Raw genomic sequence first — 20858 nt, 5'->3', positions numbered from 1 at the left:
CCTCCTTTATATTATAGGCACAAAAGCCTTTATATTTTCTTCATCAATAAAACATGTACTTACACCATAGATTTCTTTTAAATTTTCTTTTGTCATAATTTTTAATGGATCTCCACTTTTGAATACTTCTCCATTCTTCATAAGAACTACCTCTGTACCACACAAAAATACATGATTAGGATGATGGGTTGTCATAACTAATCCTATATTTGAATAAGTTACAAGATTTCTTATATGTTCTAATACTCTTATCTGATTACCAAAATCCAAGTTTGAAGTAGGCTCGTCCATTATAAGCAACTTAGGTTCTTGAGCCAAAGCTCTAGCTATTAAAACAAGCTGCCTTTCTCCTCCACTTATTTCAGTATAATATTTGTCTCTTAAATCATATATCTTTAACTTATTGAGAAGATTATCCACAAAGTTTTCATCCTCCAGACTTGGAGAGCCAAAACTTCCTATATACGGGCATCTACCCATAATCACTACTTCTTTCACTCTGTATGGAAATGGTGGAATATGCCCCTGTGGAACATATCCTATAATTTTAGCTATCTCTCTTCTATCCATACTGAAAATGTTTTTTCCCTCTAAAAGTATTTCTCCACTTTTAGGTTTTATAAATCCTAATATAGTTTTAAAAAGAGTAGTTTTCCCTACGCCATTTGGTCCTAAAATACAAACCGCTTCTCCCTGCTTTACAGTTAAATTTATATTCTTTACTACTTTTTCATTTTTATATCCATTACATACATTTTTTAATTGAAGCATCATACCCATCCTCTCTTTATATTCATCATTAAATATAGAAAAAATGGTGCTCCTATTATAGATGTAAGTATTCCTATAGGTATTTCTGTTGAGGCTAAATTTCTTGCTAAATTATCCACTAAGATAAGAAAACTGCTTCCTGTAAGTATTGATGTAGGAATAAGATATTTATAATTTGGTCCTACAAGTATTCTTGAAAAATGAGGTATGATAAGTCCTACCCACCCTATAAGACCTGCTACAGATACTGAAGACGCTATTATAAGAGTGGATGATGCTACTACAATTCCTCTTAATTTTTTAGTTTCTACTCCCATAGCCATAGCTTCTTCTTCTCCAAAAGCCATTATATTAAGCTTCCATCTTACTAACATTATTACCCCTATTCCCACAATTATTGGAACAGTTATAATGTATATATCCTTATTATTTATTGAAGATAGGCTTCCCATAAGCCAAAAAGTTATATCCGGAAGCTTGCTATATGGATCTGCCACATATTTTATTAAAGATACAAAAGCAGAAAAAAGAGTAGATATAAGCATTCCAGAGAGAATAAGTACCAAGGTTGTATCAGCATTTTTACTAACTTTATTGCTTATGAAACAAGTTACAGATACTGCTAATATTCCAAATAGGAAAGATACTATTTGGATTCCAATTATACTAAATGAGCATAATATACCAAGTGCCGCTCCAAATGCTGCTCCCGAAGATGCTCCTAAAATATCTGGAGATACCATAGGATTTTTAAACATACCTTGATATGCCGCTCCTGCTGTAGAAAGGGCTGCTCCTATAAGAAGTGCTCCTAAAACTCTAGGAAACCTTATATTAAATATAACAGTATAAATTTCCTCACTAACATTTAACCTTTGACCAACTATTTTACTTCCAATACTACTTAATACTACTTTGGGCGATATGTAATACTTTCCAATAATTAAAGATATAAATATTAATATCACTAGTAAAATAAATAAAATGATATTTACTTTACTTTCCTTAGAAACTCCACGTCTTTTATTGCTAGCTTTTTTAACCACTGATTCCAATGGCAAATCCTTCTCCATAAGCATCTCACCTCTTTTCAGTTCATAATTGTTGACTTAATCAGCCTTTAGCCTAATCTAAAGTTTGTTTCATGTGTGTAAGTCTTCCACCATTTTTAATTAAAAGTATTTCACTCATTATGCTAAAAGCTACTTCTATAGGGGTGTCTCCACCTAGTTTTATTCCAACAGGTGCGTATACTCTATTTAAAACCTCTTCGGCAATTCCCTTATTTTTCAAATTATTCATTATAGTTTTAACTTTATTTTTACTTCCTATCATCCCTATGTATTTTGCTTTAGAATGAATTATAGCTTCTAGAGCTTCTTCATCAAAATTATGACCTCTTGTTACAATTATTATATATGTATTATCATCTATTGGGTATTTTAAAAGACTTTCTTTTATATCCCCAACTATTATTTCATTAGCCTTTGGAAAATTATCTTCGCTTGCAAATTCTTTTCTGTCATCAAAAACTGTAATGTGAAAATCTAAAAGTTCTCCTAATTTATAAATACTTTGTCCAACATGCCCTGCTCCAACAATTAAAAGCTTATTACAGGCCATAAAAGTTTTAATAAATACCTTTACCTTGCCTCCACATTCCATATGTAGTGAACCTTCATCGTTTTCAAGTCTATATTCATACTCTTTACTTACAGCATTTTTTATACATTGTAATGCTTCATTTATTACTACGTACTCTAGATTTCCTCCACCTACAGTACCTATAGTTTGTCCGTTTTCAAAAACACCCATCATTGTTCCTATTTTCCCTGGAGATGCTCCCTCTACTTCTGTTATTGTCGCTAAAGCTACTGTTCTGTTTTCTTGCATCTCTTTTAAAACTCTTTCCATTACATCTAGCTCCATACATTACTCCTCCTTAAAAAACTCTTACGCCAAAGTATAGCTTCTAAAACACCTCCAGCAATGGCCCTTCCTTTATCAGATATACTGTAACAATATTCTCTATTTTCTCTAGGGTCTATGTCTCCAATCTTTAATCCTTTTTGGACATAAACTCCATTCATTATAAGTCCCCTCAGTACACCATCTATTTCAGCCTTAAAATCAATCCCTGCTACGCTTCCTATTACATCACCTTTTTTAACATAGTCCCCTATATTTAGTTTACTTTTTACTATTCCAAATGCAGGTGACCTAAGTACTCTTTCAATAGTATATGACATAATTGCTCCCGGAATTCCAGTATTTTTTTCAGCTTCGCCTTCATATATTATTCTTCCAAGATTATGTCCTCTTTTTGTTTCTATAACTATATGTACATCCTTTGAAGCATAAAATCCTGGTCCTACACCAATGGTAAATGGAGCCATATTAACATTCATATCCACATTTTTCTTTCTTAAAGTAGCATCAATTAAAATATCTATATTACATTCCTTAAGTATATTTAAATAAGGATCTATTATTACAGGTATGCACCCTTCTTTTAATGTATTTTCTATATCCTTATAATTCGAAACTTTTAGTCCTTTAATGTTTTCTACTGTAATAGATCCTTGAAATATTGCCTGGGCAAAGGATACAGTTCTTCTTACTACTAAAGGTTTTTCTATTTCTGTTATAGCTACTTTAAATCCACTGTTAAACAACTTATGTGCTATAGCTGTACCTAAATCTCCTCCGCTTCTTACTACCACTAAATCTTCAAACATTTTACCATCTTCCTTATCTCTCACATATAACGTATAACTTGTAACTTTCTAATTCCTAATTATTAAATTTTCCATTCTTAATTTTAAATTACCTCTCTAGCTCTAGATAGCTTTTCATATTATCAATATCTCTTCCCTGTTTTGCATCTTCTATTGTTATAAATTTTACATTGTGGATATTATTCTTTATTATATCCCTTCCACCTATATCTCCTTGAAGCATTAATAGTTCTTTTTTAAATTTAACTGGGAATATAACAGGATTTCCTTTATGTCCTCCATAGATTGGCATTACAATACAACATTTATCTTTATTAAATTCATCTATCAATAAATTTATAGTTTCCCTGCTTAAATAAGGCTGATCCCCTACAAAAAACATATACCCTTCTGTATTATCATTAGAGTTTTTTATTCCTAACTTTATAGATTCACTTTGACCTAAATGAGCTTTACTATTATAAACAGTTTTTATATCATATCTATTAAATATAGACTTTACATCATAACTTCTATATACTAAAATAACTTCTTCCACTTTTGAACCTTCTGCTTCTTTTACTACCCTTTCCACCATAGGAATGTTTTGCACAATCATTGTTAGCTTTTCTGCTTTCATTCTTCTTCCAAAACCTGATGCCATTACTATAGCTGAAATCAAAATAATCACTTCCAATATTTTAATTCACTTTTCAACCTTCTACATTTTTAATTATATACAAATAAACTACATAAATCCATATTGCCACTAAAACCTATAGTATATCTTCCACCACTATAACCTTTATCATTATGATGAGTAATTTCATATAATTCCAATTAGTTTTAACCATTTTATTATATATGAAATAATATTTCTAAATTTTTTGTAAATAATTTGATATAATATCCTTGGGTGATGAAACTTTGCATAATATTTTTTTAACTGGTGAAAAAGGCATAGGAAAAACTACAATTATATATAAAATACTAGACCATCTTAATTGTGATGTAGATGGATATACTGTAAAGTCTATAGTTCACGGTACTCTAAAGGATTTTTATATTACTTCAATTAAAGATCATACTAAAAAAGCTTTAATGGCTACAGGAGATATCACAAAAAGAAAAATTATAAATATTTATGAGGATTCATTAAATAACTTTGGAGCTGAATTAATAAATAATTGCATTAAAACAAATGATATAATTGTTTTAGATGAAATAGGGTTCATTGAATCCAATTGCAATAATTTTAAAAACGCCATAATAAACGCTTTAAATTCAAATAAATTAGTTCTTGGAGTATTAAAGGAATTCAATGGAGACTTTATAAATAGTATTCGTTCAAGAGATGATGTAATTTTGTTTAGGGTTGATGAAAAAAATAGAGATGAAACTTTGTCGTTAATTTTAACTGTTTTAAATGAAGGGATGATATAAATGATACGACCTGTAAAAAGAGTAGCTGCTATTCATGATTTATCTGGATTTGGAAGGTCTTCCTTAACTGCTATAATACCAATACTTTCTACTATGGGTATACAGGTTTGTCCTGTTCCTACTGCTATATTATCTACCCATACTGGAGATTTTGAAGGCTATAGCTTTGTTGATCTTACAGATTCTATGGAAGCATATATAGAACATTGGCATAATCTAAAAATTGATTTTGATTGCATATACAGTGGTTTTTTAGGCTCTGTTAAACAAATTAATATTGTTTCAAAATTTATAGATTTATTTGGTCATAATGGCTGTCTAGTAGTGGTTGATCCTGTTATGGCTGATAATGGTGAGCTTTATACAACTATGACAGTTGAAATGGTGGAAAACATGAGAAAACTTGTTGCTAAAGCAAATATAATAACTCCTAATTTCACTGAAGCTGCCTATCTTTTAGGAGAAGAATGTAATACAAATATTAGTGAAGCTAAAATTAAAGAATGGATGATAAGACTTTCAGAAATGGGACCGGACACTGTAATAATAACCAGCGTTCCTGATATTAGAGGAGATAAAACTACTAATGTCATAGCATATAGCAAAGAAGATAATATATTTTGGAAGGTAAGTTGCAAGTATATTCCTACTTTTTATCCTGGTACCGGAGATGCTTTTACTAGTGTTTTAGTTGGTAGCCTACTTAGTGGAGATAGCTTGCCCATTGCCTTAGATAGAAGTGTTCAATTTATAACAGCTTGTATAAAAGCTAGTTATGGTTTTAAATATCCTAATAGAGAAGGTGTTCTTTTAGAAAAAGTTCTTGATACTTTAAAGTTACCTGTAATAGTTAGTAGTTATGAGCTACTTTAATATTGGGGTCAGACCCTTGGGATTATATCCCAGGGGTCTGACCCCCCTCCAAATAAAATATTCACATAGCACTTTCCACAAATCTTTTATACAGCTCTCTTTTATTATCTTGTTGAAAATATGAAAAAACCCTATCCGAAGATATAATATTTTCTCTTTTTTCTCCTATGTACATATTATAACTACTCCATTTGTATTCTTCTGGCCTTCTGACCATATTAGCCCTTACTGGATTTAAATGAATATATCTACTAACTTCCAACATATAGCTATGATCCTGTATTAATTCTCCTCTATATCTTCCTTGAAACAAGTGTCCTACATAATTATATTTTTCATTAAAATTTGACGCATATCTGCTATGCACCCTCTTTACAAAGTCAGATACATCCTTATCAGTTGTTTCAATCAAGATATGTACATGATTAGTCATCAAAACATATGCAATAATGTAATATTTATTTTTATAATACTCCATAGCTTCTTTTAAATAACTTAGATACAGCTTATAATCTGTAAGCTCTTTAAATATATCATTTCTGCGATTTCCTCTTGCAATAACATGTAATATAGCTCCTGTATACCACTGATGCTTTTTTCTAGGCATTTATCATCATCCTTTATTTTTAATTCATTTATTTTTAATTCTATACATTTATTAAAATTTTAAACAATTGCCATATTCCTATGTAAGCAATAAAAAAGAACAGCTATAAGAGCTGTCCTTTTTACATTTTTATCCAGGGGTCTGTCCCCTATTTTACTATGTTTATAATAGTTTGTCCGTTTGATTCAGTCTTTACATCAAATTTATATCCCATTGATTCAAATATAAACTTTGTTTGAACAAATGAAGGAGACTTTTGATCTAATAATAAGTTTTTATTTGGTAAATTAACTTCTTTTCCATTAACAAAAACCTGTACGTTTTTTCTTGGAGCCCAAGAATTCTTTTCTACAGCTAATCTCGTAATATCTTTTTGCACTTCTTTAGCTAAATCTATAGCTGTACTACATTTATTCATTGAGAAATTATTTAATAATTCTATGGCTTTCTTTGAATCCTTGCTTTTCAATTGAATATATTGTTTTTCAATTTCAGGTAATTTGTCTAAAGTATCTTTTTCATAAGGAGCAAATCTAGCTCTTATAGCATCATGATAAACTTTATAGAACCCAAATGTTCTTGTATCTATCTGCTGGAATAACGCAGCAGCTTCAGGTCCTTCGAAATCAGGATGAACCTTATCTGCACCAACATAGAAAGGAACATAAGCTGAATTACATGGAGGAGCAAAACTGTGAAGCATTAATCCCAACTCATTAGGTACATTTGGTCTAGAATACAAAACTGCTGATGACATAGTACGTCCCCATCCTAAATCATGACTGCATAATCCGCGTATATATAAATTTACAGAAACTTTATCTTCTTTTGGTGTATTTATAACAAACTCATTATTTGTCCAATCTGCGTATTTTGGATCATCCATGCTATAGAAAGGAATTTGATTAGTTTCTACAACTTTTCCACTTGGTAAAGTATATGTGTCATAGTGATCACGAGAGCCTGTCATCATTGTATCTAAAGTAATTTTACCAAAGTTATTCTTCATTATTGATAAAGCCCTTTGATAACGTTGTTCTGTAGTATACATTTTTTCAGCTGCTCTACGTTTAGATAAATCATTATCTTCAGGATAAAGTATATCACTACCATAAGTCTTTTTAAAATTTAATTTTTTAGTTCCTTCTTTTACCCAACCTTGCTTAACAGCAAAACTTACTAAATCAGATGAACATAAATCATAGTCATCTTCAATTTGATACTGATTTGATCTTGCAGAAACTGTGTTGTCATATTTCTTTGCTGCCCATCTGTGACCAGTAACTTCTACAACCCATAATTCATTTTGGTCACCTATTTCAAACATTATGCCACCCCATGCGATTCCGTATTTCTCTGAAAGTTTAGCTGCTATTTCAACACCTTCCTTAGCAGTTTTAGCTCTTTCAAGTATTAATCTTATAACATCATTATCATGTAAACCTGATTTAAATGCCAAAGTATCTCTTGATGGAGCATCATTATCTGAAACTATAACCTGATGCTCATTTATTCCCATAGCATATCCCCAACGACCTGCTGTACGACTACCTATAAATTTATAAGTTTTATTAGCTTGAGGAATATCTATATAAGCTGCTTCATATATAGCATCATTCGCATGTGAAGCCCCTTCTTCAATTGCTACTTCGCAAAGTGAAGTTGCTCCAACATCACGATTTTTCATTACCATGGTACCTTGTCCATCTTTTAGTGCTTTTCCATGAGCTAAAAATGTTGTACATTCTCCCTCGAACCCCACTAAATTTTTATCAAATGTATTGAATATTAATAAATCATCATATGAAATACCAGTACTATCTGAAATACCTTTTATCCACTGTAATTTTTGGGGCAAAAGTTCTTTATAAATATTTTCTGTTTGGACTACTTTATTTTTCAAGTCAGAGTAATTAACATTATTTTGTTTAGATTTTTCTTTCATATCTTTTAAATTCTGCAATATTTGAGTTTTATACTCCTTACCGAAATTCACACCTTGATTATAGCTGTCTGATTCTTTAGCAAAAACAAATGAAGTAAATGAGAAAACTAAAACTAAAGTAAAAAATATCCCATTAAAAATTTTAGGTAAGTGTAACTTTTGGGCACTCCTTTTAATAAAATATGACATAGTCCTTCCCCCTTTAATAGATAACGTTTTCAAGAATATTATGTTAATTTATGTAACAAATATCCTTTATAGGTTAAATTATACCATTATTTTCTGAAAATTCATATATGTTTTAAAACTTTTCTATTTTAAAAGTAAGTTATATTTTATATATATAATAAAGCGTAGAAAGTAGTTAATACTTTTTCCCTCTGCTAAATGGTAATTTATAAATAATAGAATATAAAAACAGAATAGCAAAGGATTTTTTCCTCTGCTATTCTGTTGACTATTGTTTTTAACAGACATATCTAAACTATTTAATATAGTTCCTATTTAGTTACAGTTACAGTTGGTGGCATTGCATTAATTTGTCCCTCTGGAACTCTATTACTAACTATAACTAAGTCTTCTAATTTAGGCAATCCCATAGCTGGGCTTATATCAGTAACTAAATTACTGCTAACATCTAATGTTTTAAGTCTTGGTAGTCCTGAAACCGGTGCTATACTTGAAATAGTATTTTCTCCTACAGATAAAACTTCAAGATTCTTCATATTAGCTACTGCACTTATATCAGATATATTATTCTTATCTGCATAAAGTGTACCTAGATTTTTTAAGTTTCCAAGTGGCGCAAGAGAACTTATATTATTCTTATATAGATATAAACTCTTCATATTTGTTAAATTACTTAAAGGATTTATATTACTTACATTATTTGTTCTCAAGCTAAGTGTTTCTAGTGACTTTAAGTTTGCCAAAGCTGATATATCTGAAATATGATTATTATCTAAGAACAACTCTTTTAATTTTAATGCATTTTGAAGTCCCGCTACATTAGCTAAATTATTCTCTTTAGCTGTTACCCATTCAAGTTCTGGAAGTCCTGCAAGAGGGGCTAAACTTGCTACCCCATTTTTGTTACAAGATACTCTCTCTAACTTTTTCAAGTTAGATAACGGACTTAAATCTGCCACATTGTTTTCATTTATACCTAAAGAAGTTAGATTAGTTAGTCCCTTTATTTCATTTAATCCTGCTATATTGTTTTTACTTACATCTAATGATTCTAGATTAACTAAATTTTCAAGCCCCGCTAATGATGTCAAATTGCTATCCCCTACAGTCAATCTTTCCAAGTTAACTAAATTTTTAAGAGGCTTTAAGTCTGATACATCAGTTTCATTTATTACTAAAGCTTTTAAATTAGTTAAACTGCTTAATGCTGCAAGATTATTTACACTAGTTTTAGTTAAATAAAGATTCTCAAGATTGCTTAATGTCTTTAGTGGATTTAAATCTACTATATCATTTTTTCCTAGGTTTAAAACTCTTAAATCTATTAAGTTTTCTATACCTGAAAGATTTGTAACATTTTTCTCCCATAAATTAAGTTGAGTAATTCTTTGAAGTTCAGCCTTTTTTATAGCTCCTGTAGGCTTTTCTATTTTATCTCTTACTGCCATCTCAAGATTTTTGTCGGCGAATTTTACTTCCTTATTTGGCTCGGAGATTAGATCATTTAACTTTGCCATATCCACAGTTTCTTTATTTCTGTATTTTACCCACTGAAGGCTCTTAAAGCTTTTTAATTCCCCTAAATCTTCTATATCATTATTATTTATATTTAACCTTCTTAAATTTGGTAAGTTCTTAAGTTTACCTATTTGATGTAAAGGATTATCATCTAAATAAAGCTTCTTTAAGTTAGTTAGAACTGCTAAAGGTTCTTCATCTTCTATTGAATTATCAGTTAATATTAAGTTTTCCACCTGATTTAATTCTTCTAGATCTTCCGCGTCCCCTATACCATTACATTCTAAATTAAGGGTTTTAAGACTTTTTAATTCTTTTAATGTTTGAGGTTGAAATACACCATTTATTCCTAAATCTAAATCTTTTAATTTATCAAGACCTTTTAATCCCTCAATATTTTTAACTTTATTGTCTCTTAAATTAAGTTTTTCTAAATTTTTAAGTTTTCCTAAAGGTTTTACATCTGTTATTTTATTTTTATAAAGATTTAAGTCTTTTAAATAAGTTAATTCTCCTAAAGAACTTATATTTAGTATTTCATTATTACTTAAATCTAGGTATTGAAGACTTTCAAAGAATTCTAATCCTGATATATCCTTTATATTTTTACTTTTCAAATTTAACTTTGTAACATTTTTCAAATCATTTTTAGTAAGGGTTTGGTTCTCAGTCTTATTTATTGCTTCCCTTACAGCATTATCTAAATTTTTATCAGGGAATTTTATATTATTTGAATCTATATTTCCTGCTGCAAATACTTTGTCAACTTTATTTTTTATGCTCAAGCTTCCATCCTTAGAATAAGCCATAGCTGAAAAACTAATTACACACGTTAATGTGGCTGCAATGATTATAGAAATCTTCTTTTTATTCATAGCTTTCCTGGTATAAAACCAGTTCTCACCTCTCCTCTTCATATAAAAAGTACTATGCACTTTTTAAATTCACTTTCTATAATTTAATGTACTATCTGAATTTCTTTTGGTAATCCATTTATTTGATGCTTTGGTAAGTTATCATTATCTGTTACCACAAGCTTATCAAGTTCAGGTAAATCATATAACACACTTATATCCCTTACATCATTGTTTCCTATATCTAAAGTCTCAAGACTTTGAAGGTTCTTCACAGCTTTTATATCTGTTATTTTGTTATCTCCTAAAGAAAGAGTCCTAATTTCAGACATATTTGCTACAAGGCTTATATCCTTTATATTGTTCTTGTCTGCAATAAGCCTTGTAATACCTGTCATATTTTTTAATGGAGTTATATCTGAAATATTATTTTCATATAAATATAAATTTTTGATATAATCCAGCTCCTCTATTGGTTTTAAATCACTTATCTTGTTTGTTTTAACACTTAGTGTTTCCAAGTCTTTTAAATTTTTAATTGCATCTAACCTTGATATTTTATTGTCATCTGCGTGAATTTCCTTAATGTTTATAAGTTTCTCTAAACCTTCAAAACTAGTTATATTATTTTCATTAACTGAAACCCATTTAAGTTCCTTATTATTCATTAAAGATTTTAATGTAGTTAACTTATTTTTATCAAAATTAATCCTCTCTAGATCTGGCATATATAATACAGCACTAATGTCTTCTATGTTATTTTCATTTAAATTTAGTTCTTTCATATCATCTAAATTTTTTAATGATCTTATATCCTTTATATGATTTTTGCTTAGATTTAATGTTTCAAGCTTTCTTAATTCTGCTAAGTCCTCTACATCTAAAATTTTATTGTCACTTAAGTCTAAACTCTCAAGATTAGTTAAATTTTTAAGTGCTGTTATTTCTGATATATTTGCTTCTGTTATTTGAAGTTTTTTCAAACTTTCAAGATTCTCTAATGCTGATATATCATTAGTCTTGCCCTTATAAATATAAAGGTCTTCTAAATTATCTAATTCTTTAATTGGTGTTAAATCTTTTATGTTATTTCTTCCAATATTTAATGACTTTAATCCCCGTAAGTACTCAATTCCTGAAATATCTCTTATATTTTTGCCAAATAAATTTAGATCCTTTATAAACTCTACATCTGCAAGTTTTAACTGCCCTATTGGTTTTTCTATCTTTTTTCTTACTTCTCTCTCTAAATTTTTATCCTTAAAAGCTACATTCACATTAGCTTGTTCTATTATACGATGTAAACTTCCTATATTGGTTATTTCTTTTCCTCTATATTTAACCCATTTTAAATCTTCTCTATTCTCTTCCAATTGCTCAATATTTTTAACTTTATTCTTATCAAGATTTATTCTTTCAAGATAAGGCATTTTAACAAGAGGATTTATATCTGTTACTTCATTTTCATCTATATATAGCTTGGTTAAATTTCTTAAAAGTCCTATGGTGCTTATATCAGATATCTTATTCTTACTTAAAGTTAAGCTTTCAAGATTTTCTAATCCACCTAAATCATCGATCTCCTTTAACTCGTTATCAGAAAGCATCAAAGTTTTCAGTTTATTTAGATGAGCAATAGGCTTTAGTTTTTTTATTTTATTACTGCCAAGATCTAACTCTTTTATATCTTTTAAGTCTTCAAGTGCCTCTACATTACTTATTTCATTATCTTTTAAATACACCTTCTCAAGTATTTTTAAATTACTAAGTGGAGATATATCTTTTATTTTATTAGAGGAAAAATTTATTTTACCTAGAGATGTACACTTTTTAATTGGAGATATATCCCTTATTTTATTATTAGCTGCGTCTATACTATTGAGCCCTGTGAAATATTGTAATCCCTCAATGCTTTTTATATCCTTATTTCTTATATCTAAGTCAATTATATTACATACATCACTTTCCTTTATAGGTCCTACTGGTTTATTTATTTGCTCTCTTATTACCTTTTCCAAATTCTTATCAATAAATTTTATTCCATCTCCCTGTGATTTATCAGAGCTTGATGCATAATATTCTTCAAAAGCTACTACAGTAGCATTATCTTTAAAATTATCTTTTGCATAAACAGTGTCTGAAATATTAGGAATAATTCCTGCTGATAAAAAAGTAGTTAGTATAAAAAACATTAATTTTTTTCTTCCCATAACAACTCGACTTTATAAAGTCGTTTTCACCTCGCTTGTATTTTGGAATAATATTGAATTCGATCTGTTTATTCAAATACCAGTTATAATAGTCCAATTCAAAAGATCTACTATAACTGGTATTTAACATTTATTATTGACTTATAGTATTTGTAGGTGCATCTATTGTTTCTTCTTCTTGTAGTGATTTTTCCCTTTCATGTTCTATTGATACTAAATTTTTAAATTTATCAGTATATCGTTTTAATATCATAGACATTACAAGGAATGCTATAGCTATTCCAGATAATATTGCTATGTCTTTAATAAGCACATTGGAATTTACACCCCAGCTTATTTCTCTTAATGCAGATATTGAATAAGTAAATGGTAATACTGGATTTACCTTCTGGAAGAACGTTGGTAGCAGTTCTCTTGGGAATGTACCTCCAGATGCTGTAAGCTGTAATAGTAAAATTAAAACTACACTTAATCTTCCAATATCTCCAAATAAGAATATTAAGTTCTGGGCTACAGCAATAAACACACAGGATAGGAATATATTAAATCCTATGTAGGCTGGTATATTAGTAGGCCTTAATCCTAATTTGAAAACAGCTAAACTTAAACATACAGCCTGAATAGCTCCTATAATACAACAGAACAAGTATTTCCCTAATACTACTGATGAAGGTCTAACATTATTTAAGTCTTTTCCTACATCATCTCCAATTAAGAAGAACATCATAAGAGCTCCTACCCATAATCCTAAAGATACGAAATATGGTGAAAGTCCTAGACCATATTTATCAACTTCCACTACTGGAGTATCATCTAAATCTATAGGCTTAGCTACGAAATCACCCATGGTTTTACTGCTTCTCACAAGTTTATCTGATACTTTTTCTGCACCTTTTGTAAGACTAGAATTTAAAGTTGCAGTTCCTTCATAAAGTCTATCTACACCATCCTGTAAATCAGGCATCTTTCCCTGTAAACTGGATAATCCATCTTTAATTCTTCCTGAACCATCAATTAATTTTGAGATACCATCTGTTAATTGGAATGATCCATCATAAAGCTCACTAACTCCCTCTTGCATATCAGGTACTTTCTGGTTTAACTCTCCCACTTTTTCATTAAGTGTTTGTGTTCCTTTATCCAATTTGAATAGACCATCACTTAAATCTCTTGTACCATCTGAAAGTTGAGCTATACCATTAATAACTAAAGGTATTGTTCCTTGGAACTTATCTGTTCCATCATTTAAATCCTTAGATCCATTATATAAAAGACCTACTCCATCTTGTAAAGCTTTAGTCTTGTCATAAAGTGTATCTAATCCTTTATACAACTTATCTGAACCCTCGTATAAAGCATTAAGTCCTTCTACAACTGTTGATAATTTATCTACTGTTTCTGTATCATATTTCACCATTTGATACATTACCTGATACATATTTAGTCCATCTTCTAATTCTTTAAAACTAGGATGTAATTTACTTAATGTTGATGATATAATCTTGCATCCATCATATAATTCCTTAAGAGGTTTTAATTGTTCTGGTAATTTATCCTTAGGTACATTTTCAATATCAATACCATAATTCTTTCCTAATTGTTTTATTACTTCTTGAATATTAGTTGAATCCTTAATTGTATTTTCTATAACACAATATGTGGTATCAATATCCTTTCTAACAAGAAGCTTTGAGAGTTGTAAAAGTCCTCCTTTAACTTCACTTTCATCTTCAGTGCCTACAGCTTTAAAGGCTTGTACTAAAGCATCCATATCTGATTTATCCACATCAATCTTACTCTTTAGTCCTAGAATAATTTTTTTCTGTCCTTCAGGCACTCTATCTTTTAAACTATCTAATCCCATACTTACTTTTCCTAATCCACTTGCTAAGTATGGTAATCCTTGTTTTTCATCTGTTAATTTAGGTATTAATGGTTTTAAGCCTTCTACCAATTTATTAACTACTTGCTCATCTATTTTTTTCTTAGACTTGCCATCATCTTTTTCATCACTATCTTCTTTTTTCTTATCTTCCTCAGTATCTAATTTATCACTTATATTTTTTGATACTTTTCCAATCCCATTCCTTAAATCAAAAGCTCCATCCTTTAATTTTTCTACTCCATCTATCATATCTGGCATGTTATCATTTACTTGTCCAACTGCTTCCTTTAGAGACTGTGACCCATCATTAATTTTATCTATTCCATCAGATAGATCAGGGAGCTTATCATATAAGCCTAGAGCCCCGTTTCTAAGAATTACACTTCCATCATAGGCATCCTTTACATTATTATTTAGTATAGAAGTTGCATTATCAAGCTTATCCACTCCATCAAGAAGATCAGGCATCTTGCCCTTCAGGGTACCTACACCCTCCATGAATTTACTACTTCCATCTTTAGCATCCTCTAATTTTTCATTTAATGTAGAAGATCCATCATGAATCTTTCCAATTGCATCTGTCATAGTAGGAATTTTATCTTTTAACTGTGTTACCCCATCCTTCATAAGGGAAGTTGCCTCTGATGCTGTCTCTAACCCATCTCTTACCTCTTCTACCTTATCTACAACTATTTCTGTAAATTTAGATCCAGCTTTTTCTCTTATCTCTTTTTCTATAGCCTCAGACGCCTTATCAGTTATAAGACCTACTACATAATTTTTCTTTTTATTTCCTTTAAATATTACCTTTGGTTTTTTTAGTTTACCATTCTCTACATCTAGTATTCTTTGGCTGAAGTCCTTAGGAATAACTAACATTGCATAATAATCATCGCCTTCAAGCCCGTCTTCCGCTTCCTTCAAGGTTTTTACAAACCGCCATCCTAGCTTATCATTATTCTTTAGTCCATCTACTACATCATCACCATAATTTACCCGTATTTCCTCCCTTTCCCCTCCTTTATCAAGGTTTACTACAGCTACGGGCAAAGTTTCCGTTTTTCCATAGGGATCCCAGAAGGCTGCAAGGTAAAGCCCTCCATACGCAAGTGGCAACAATGTTATTGCTATTATTGTCATTTTTAAAAACTTGCTTTTAGAAATGTTGCGAATATCGCTCCATAATACCTTTAGAAATTTCATGCCCTCTCCCTCTTCTTTATTAAATTTTTGCATTTTATTATTACTTAGTACTGACTGGTCAGTTTTATTAAACAACTTTTTTGACTTATTGTCAACCAACTATTTGAAAATAAATTGTTAATTTTGTCTTATACATGTAAATCATGGCCAAATATTAATATCAATCCATACCCATTATCGTACTAATATTTTAATAATTAACAATAGCTAAATATAGAAAAAATCAGCTTGTAAAAAATTTTTACAAACTGATTTTTAAATAAGATATTTATCATAAAATTTTACTAAAAACCTTCCAATAAATCTTTAAAATATTCTAAAGTTATCATATATTCATTTATTGCTTTTTCTGCAGTAACATTTTGTTTTTCCATTTGGAGTTCTGTGGAATCTAATGTAAGCTTATCAATTAACCCCTGCTTTAATTTTGCTTCCATTTCATTATACTTAGATTTAATATTTTCTAAATTTAATTTCTCTATTTCTGCAATATTTTGTTTACTCATCAAATCATAATAAGCTTTCCATATATCTACTTCTAAATTCGTCTTATCATTTTCAAAAGAATTTTGTAAATCATTCATTCTTATTTTTAAATCTGTTTCTTCATCTTCACTATTTCTACCATATTCCATATATATTTTTTCTTCTAATTTAGCAAATTCAATATTCTGTTTTTGCTTTTTTAAATTATAATTTTTATCTAAAGCATTTTTAATTAAATCATTTATGTTTGTATCTTCAAATTTTATAAAATCTTTTTTAGCTCCATAAAAATTAATCTGTGTATTCTTATCTATATTTAAATATTGTTTTATTTTTAATAATGCCTCTTCTCTTTGAGCTTTAGGCAAATTTAATGAGGCTAAAAGCTGAGCCTTTTTTACCTTTAGAGAGTCTAATGTATTAGCTGTTACTTTTCCCTGTTCTACATTGGCATTAACTTTTTTTATTTCTTCTTCCACATTTTTCATGGATTTATTTATAATATCTATTTCCCTATCGCAATTTACAATATTTAAATATTGTCTTTCTAAATCATGTTTTATTTCTTTAAACCTACTATCCTTTTCATGTTCTGCATCTTCAGCCCTTTGTGCTGATTGTCCAGCATATAGTAACGCTGTTTTTTTGCTTTCTACATCACTTCTACCACTATTATCTGCTTCAATAGCCTTTGCATGATCTCTACCATATAATTTATTATAAAGCTTTATCTTTTCATCTATCATTTTTAGTTCTATATTATCATTTTTTAATCTATTTGCCACGTCTGTTATTGTTAAATTTATCACTGTTTCATTTTTTACTTCTTTTTTATCTTCTTGAGCAAACACATTATTGCTAAATGATGCAACCATACAAGCCGTTAATATAATTGATGTGAATTTTTTCATAACCGTACCTCCTTCTTTTTTACCTATCACTAATATAATCCCTTATTTATATCTGTTCCTAAAGAACATGCATTTTCAAGCTTTAATTTTGATATAAATATTTCCCTATCCTTATTCAGATAATTTAGCATTTTTTCAGTAAAAGTTGCTGTTTCTTTGTCATATTCTATTTTACTTATTACTCCAATAGAATATTTAGTTGATATTTCATCATAACTTTTTTTAGCTTCCTTATAATCATTTGATATACTTTCAAAATTTTTATATTTTACTTCTAAATCATCATATAATCTTTTTACTTCTAGCTGTATATCTAACTTTTTAATTTCTACAGTATCTCTTGCAGTTTCTAAGTACTGTTGCCCTATTTCTTTCTCTCTCTTTTCAAAATTTGATCCAGAAGAAAGGTCTCTTTCGTACTCCTTATAATATATATATTCTTTTCCATTTACTATTTCCGCTCTATTTTTCAACGCTTCATTTACGTATTCTTCATAGCTTTTAAATGATGTTGTTCCTTTAGAATATTCCTTAGTAAACTGAGAATATTCAGTATTTATAGGAACACCTATAAGTCTATTAAAATTCATAGTTTGTATTTTCAATTCTCTTTTAAGTTTTTCATAATTTTCTTTTTCCTTTAGGTAGTCACTTTTCTTTTCATTACCTTCTAACTTTGAAATTATTCCTAATGATGCATTCAAATTTACTTTTTTAAATTCACTTTCCGCTACATTAAACTTCTTTTCTGCTAAATCTAAATCATCCTTAGCCTTAATAAGCTTTCCATATTCTTCATATACATTTTGCTTAATATTATTTTTTGCTACTTGAAGAGCATTTGTGTATTGAAATATTGTGAATTTATTTTTTACTGGTACAATGTTAGATGTTTTTGAATAACTTGTCAGTTCATCATAGCTCATTGGTTTTCCATACATTCTAACATATACTTGATACTCTGCCTCTTCTTCCTTTGTTCTTTCATTTTTTCCGATTAGCTCTTTAAATCTTTCATTATCTTTTATTCTCTTGTCTATATTATTTGCCATTTTCACTTGATCTTTACATGATCTTTCAGTACTTTCCAATATACTTTCTCTTTGTTTAATTATATAAGAATTTTTTACAGCATTATTAATAGCAGTATCTAAATCCAACACATTTCCCTTTATTTCCTGGGCAAAAACTGGAGTAGAAAGCATTGATACTACTGCTGTTATCATGCAAAATATCTTAAATTTCTTCACTAAACCACCCCCATTGTCTAATTAATAATTAGGAATTAAGAATTAACTATTAATTCTTAATTCCTAGTTATTGTCAACTATTCATATCTTAATGCTTCTATTGGATCTAATTTGGCAGCTTTATTTGCTGGATATAATCCAAAGAATATACCTACCGCAGATGAGAATCCAAATGATACTAAAATAACCTTTATTGATACAGGTACATTTACATGTATAAGACTACTTGCTATCTTTCCTACTGAAATTCCAAGTATAGTTCCAATAGTTCCTCCTATTAGACAAAGTATTATAGATTCCATTAAAAATTGTATTTTTATATCTCGTGTCTTAGCTCCTATTGCCTTTCTTATACCTATTTCTCTTGTTCTTTCAGTTACAGACACAAGCATTATATTCATAACCCCTATACCACCAACTAAAAGTGATATAGCAGCTATAGCCCCTAAAACTGCAGTTAAAGTACTTAAAACCTTATCAATTGTTTCTAGTTCCTTAAATCCCTTTTGAGCAGAATATTTATCTTTGTTCTTGTGAACATTTTCCATAAGTCTTATCATCTTATTACTTATTTCATCTGCATTAGTCATATCAGAAAGTATAACTGAAAGACCTGATATATCTGTATATTTAAATATTCTATCTGCTATAGTTATAGGCGTAAGAATAAGTCCTGGCATATTGTCACCAAAAGCTGAAGATAAATTACCATTAGGATCTTTGCAAACTCCTATTATACTCAAATCTATATATCTATCTCCTGCATTAAACTTTACCTTTTCTCCTACAATATCTACACTGTTAAATAACTTTTTAGCTGTAGGCTCATCTAAGACGGCTACATTCTTTGCTGCATCTATATCATGATCAGTTAAATACCTTCCCTTTATCATCTTTATATTATAAATTTTTTGTGAATCAGGATTACTTAGTCCTACCCTTACAGGTTTTAATTTTTTTTCGGTTTTTAACACACCAAATCCCTGCAATTCAGGCATTACATGAGTAACCTCAGGAATTTTATCTTTTATAAGTTTTACATCTTCCATGGTAAAGAAATCTCTTTCTTCTACAGTATCCTCTATTGAGGAATTCACCTTAAGATTTATCAAATTTGTACCTATATCGGCAAATTCTCCTGATATAAAGTTCTTAGCACCATCCCCTATAGATACTATGGTAATTACAGAGGATATACCGATTATAATACCTAGCATAGTAAGAAAAGATCTTAATTTATTAGCCCTTACACTTTGAAAGGCAGATTGAAAACTTTCAAAAATATTCATCTATTTCTGCCCCCCTACTATTATTCTATCCTTTACTATATTGTCTGAAATTATATTTCCATCTCTAAATACTATGGATCTTTTAGTATGCATTGCAATATCTGGTTCATGTGTTACCATTACTATGGTAACTCCCTCATCATTAAGTCCTTGAAATATCTCCATAATCTCTTCACTAGATTTACTGTCCAAATTTCCTGTAGGTTCATCTGCAAGTATTATAGAAGGATTATTTACCAACGATCTTGCAATTGCAATTCTTTGTTTTTGTCCTCCAGATACTTCATTAGGCTTATGGTGAATTCTATTACCTAATCCCACTCTTTCCAAGGCTTTTACTGCCCTTTCATGTCTTTCTTGTTTTGGTACCCCAGCATAAACCATAGGAAGCTCTACATTTGCTAAAGCTGTAAGCTTAGGCAAAAGATTAAATGCCTGAAACACAAATCCTATTTTTTTATTTCTTATTTGTGCTAAGCTGTTATCATCTAGTGAAGATATATCTACTCCATCTAAAATATATTTACCTGAAGTTAATCTATCAAGACAACCTAAAATATTCATAAGCGTCGATTTACCTGAACCAGAAGCTCCCATTATAGCTACAAATTCTTTTTCTTGAATAGAAAGATTAACACCTTTTAATGCTTCTAGTTTAATGGCACCAGTATCATATACTTTTCTAATATCCTCTAGGCTTATTATCA

General features: G+C 29.6%; 16 protein-coding genes. 2 read left to right on the top strand and 14 right to left on the bottom strand.

Annotation, left to right across the window (positions count from 1 at the left end):
- Positions 1-6: 6 nt before the first annotated feature.
- The 5 genes from T514_RS0105775 to T514_RS0105755 all read right to left on the bottom strand — a co-directional run bounded on the left by T514_RS0105775 (position 7) and on the right by T514_RS0105755 (position 4179).
- Positions 7-774: an ABC transporter ATP-binding protein gene (locus T514_RS0105775; protein ID WP_027623920.1), complete on the bottom strand. Its 768-nt coding sequence runs from the start codon at positions 772-774 to the stop codon at positions 7-9.
- Positions 771-1844: a FecCD family ABC transporter permease gene (locus T514_RS0105770; RefSeq protein ID WP_156939804.1), complete on the bottom strand. Its 1074-nt coding sequence runs from the start codon at positions 1842-1844 to the stop codon at positions 771-773. Before T514_RS0105770 ends, T514_RS0105775 begins: the two co-directional genes overlap by 4 nt.
- A 52-nt stretch (positions 1845-1896) precedes the next feature.
- Positions 1897-2700 carry an XdhC family protein gene (locus tag T514_RS0105765; protein ID WP_027623918.1) on the bottom strand — a complete coding sequence of 268 codons (804 nt, stop codon included), beginning with the start codon at positions 2698-2700 and terminating at the stop codon, positions 1897-1899.
- The gene (yqeB, locus tag T514_RS0105760; protein ID WP_242850557.1) at positions 2691-3533 is read right to left on the bottom strand and encodes a selenium-dependent molybdenum cofactor biosynthesis protein YqeB; all 843 of its coding nucleotides are present in this window, start codon (positions 3531-3533) and stop codon (positions 2691-2693) included. Before yqeB ends, T514_RS0105765 begins: the two co-directional genes overlap by 10 nt.
- A gap of 64 nt (positions 3534-3597) precedes the next feature.
- Positions 3598-4179 carry a nucleotidyltransferase family protein gene (locus T514_RS0105755; protein WP_156939803.1) on the bottom strand — a complete coding sequence of 194 codons (582 nt, stop codon included), beginning with the start codon at positions 4177-4179 and terminating at the stop codon, positions 3598-3600.
- Between the two features lie 236 nt (positions 4180-4415).
- Here T514_RS0105755 and T514_RS0105750 point away from each other — a divergent pair, with 236 nt between their 5' ends.
- Positions 4416-4931, top strand: a complete 516-nt coding sequence (locus tag T514_RS0105750; protein ID WP_027623915.1) for a nucleoside-triphosphatase — start codon at positions 4416-4418, stop codon at positions 4929-4931.
- Positions 4932-5804, top strand: coding sequence for a pyridoxamine kinase (locus T514_RS0105745; protein WP_027623914.1), 873 nt, complete (start codon positions 4932-4934; stop codon positions 5802-5804). It abuts the gene before it with no gap.
- 61 nt (positions 5805-5865) lie between these two features.
- On the opposite strand, the gene T514_RS0105740 is transcribed toward T514_RS0105745, so the two are convergent.
- From T514_RS0105740 to T514_RS0105700, 9 genes are all read right to left on the bottom strand, one after another.
- Positions 5866-6411 (bottom strand): transposase, encoded by a 546-nt coding sequence (locus T514_RS0105740; RefSeq protein ID WP_027623913.1) that lies wholly within the window; start codon positions 6409-6411, stop codon positions 5866-5868.
- A 148-nt stretch (positions 6412-6559) separates the two neighbouring features.
- Complete coding sequence (locus T514_RS0105735) at positions 6560-8545, bottom strand: C69 family dipeptidase (protein ID WP_027623912.1); 1986 nt, start codon at positions 8543-8545, stop codon at positions 6560-6562.
- Between the two features lie 311 nt (positions 8546-8856).
- Positions 8857-10938, bottom strand: a complete 2082-nt coding sequence (locus T514_RS0105730; protein ID WP_027623911.1) for a leucine-rich repeat domain-containing protein — start codon at positions 10936-10938, stop codon at positions 8857-8859.
- 83 nt (positions 10939-11021) lie between these two features.
- Positions 11022-13127, bottom strand: coding sequence for a leucine-rich repeat domain-containing protein (locus T514_RS0105725; protein ID WP_084284328.1), 2106 nt, complete (start codon positions 13125-13127; stop codon positions 11022-11024).
- A gap of 133 nt (positions 13128-13260) precedes the next feature.
- Positions 13261-16215, bottom strand: coding sequence for a YhgE/Pip family protein (locus T514_RS0105720; protein ID WP_027623909.1), 2955 nt, complete (start codon positions 16213-16215; stop codon positions 13261-13263).
- A gap of 284 nt (positions 16216-16499) precedes the next feature.
- Entirely contained in the window at positions 16500-17612 is a 1113-nt protein-coding gene (locus T514_RS0105715) for a TolC family protein (RefSeq protein ID WP_027623908.1), read from the bottom strand.
- A gap of 29 nt (positions 17613-17641) precedes the next feature.
- Positions 17642-18862: a TolC family protein gene (locus T514_RS0105710; RefSeq protein ID WP_027623907.1), complete on the bottom strand. Its 1221-nt coding sequence runs from the start codon at positions 18860-18862 to the stop codon at positions 17642-17644.
- Positions 18863-18939: 77 nt separating this feature from the next.
- Complete coding sequence (locus tag T514_RS0105705) at positions 18940-20151, bottom strand: ABC transporter permease (RefSeq protein WP_027623906.1); 1212 nt, start codon at positions 20149-20151, stop codon at positions 18940-18942.
- Positions 20152-20856: an ABC transporter ATP-binding protein gene (locus tag T514_RS0105700; protein WP_479723126.1), complete on the bottom strand. Its 705-nt coding sequence runs from the start codon at positions 20854-20856 to the stop codon at positions 20152-20154.
- Between the last annotated feature and the right edge of the window lie 2 nt (positions 20857-20858).

The organism is Clostridium lundense DSM 17049 (assembly GCF_000619945.1).
GTDB lineage: Bacteria > Bacillota > Clostridia > Clostridiales > Clostridiaceae > Clostridium_AO > Clostridium_AO lundense.
The sequence above is the reverse complement of the archived record's forward strand: the minus strand, read 5'-3'. Positions and strand labels throughout refer to the sequence as shown.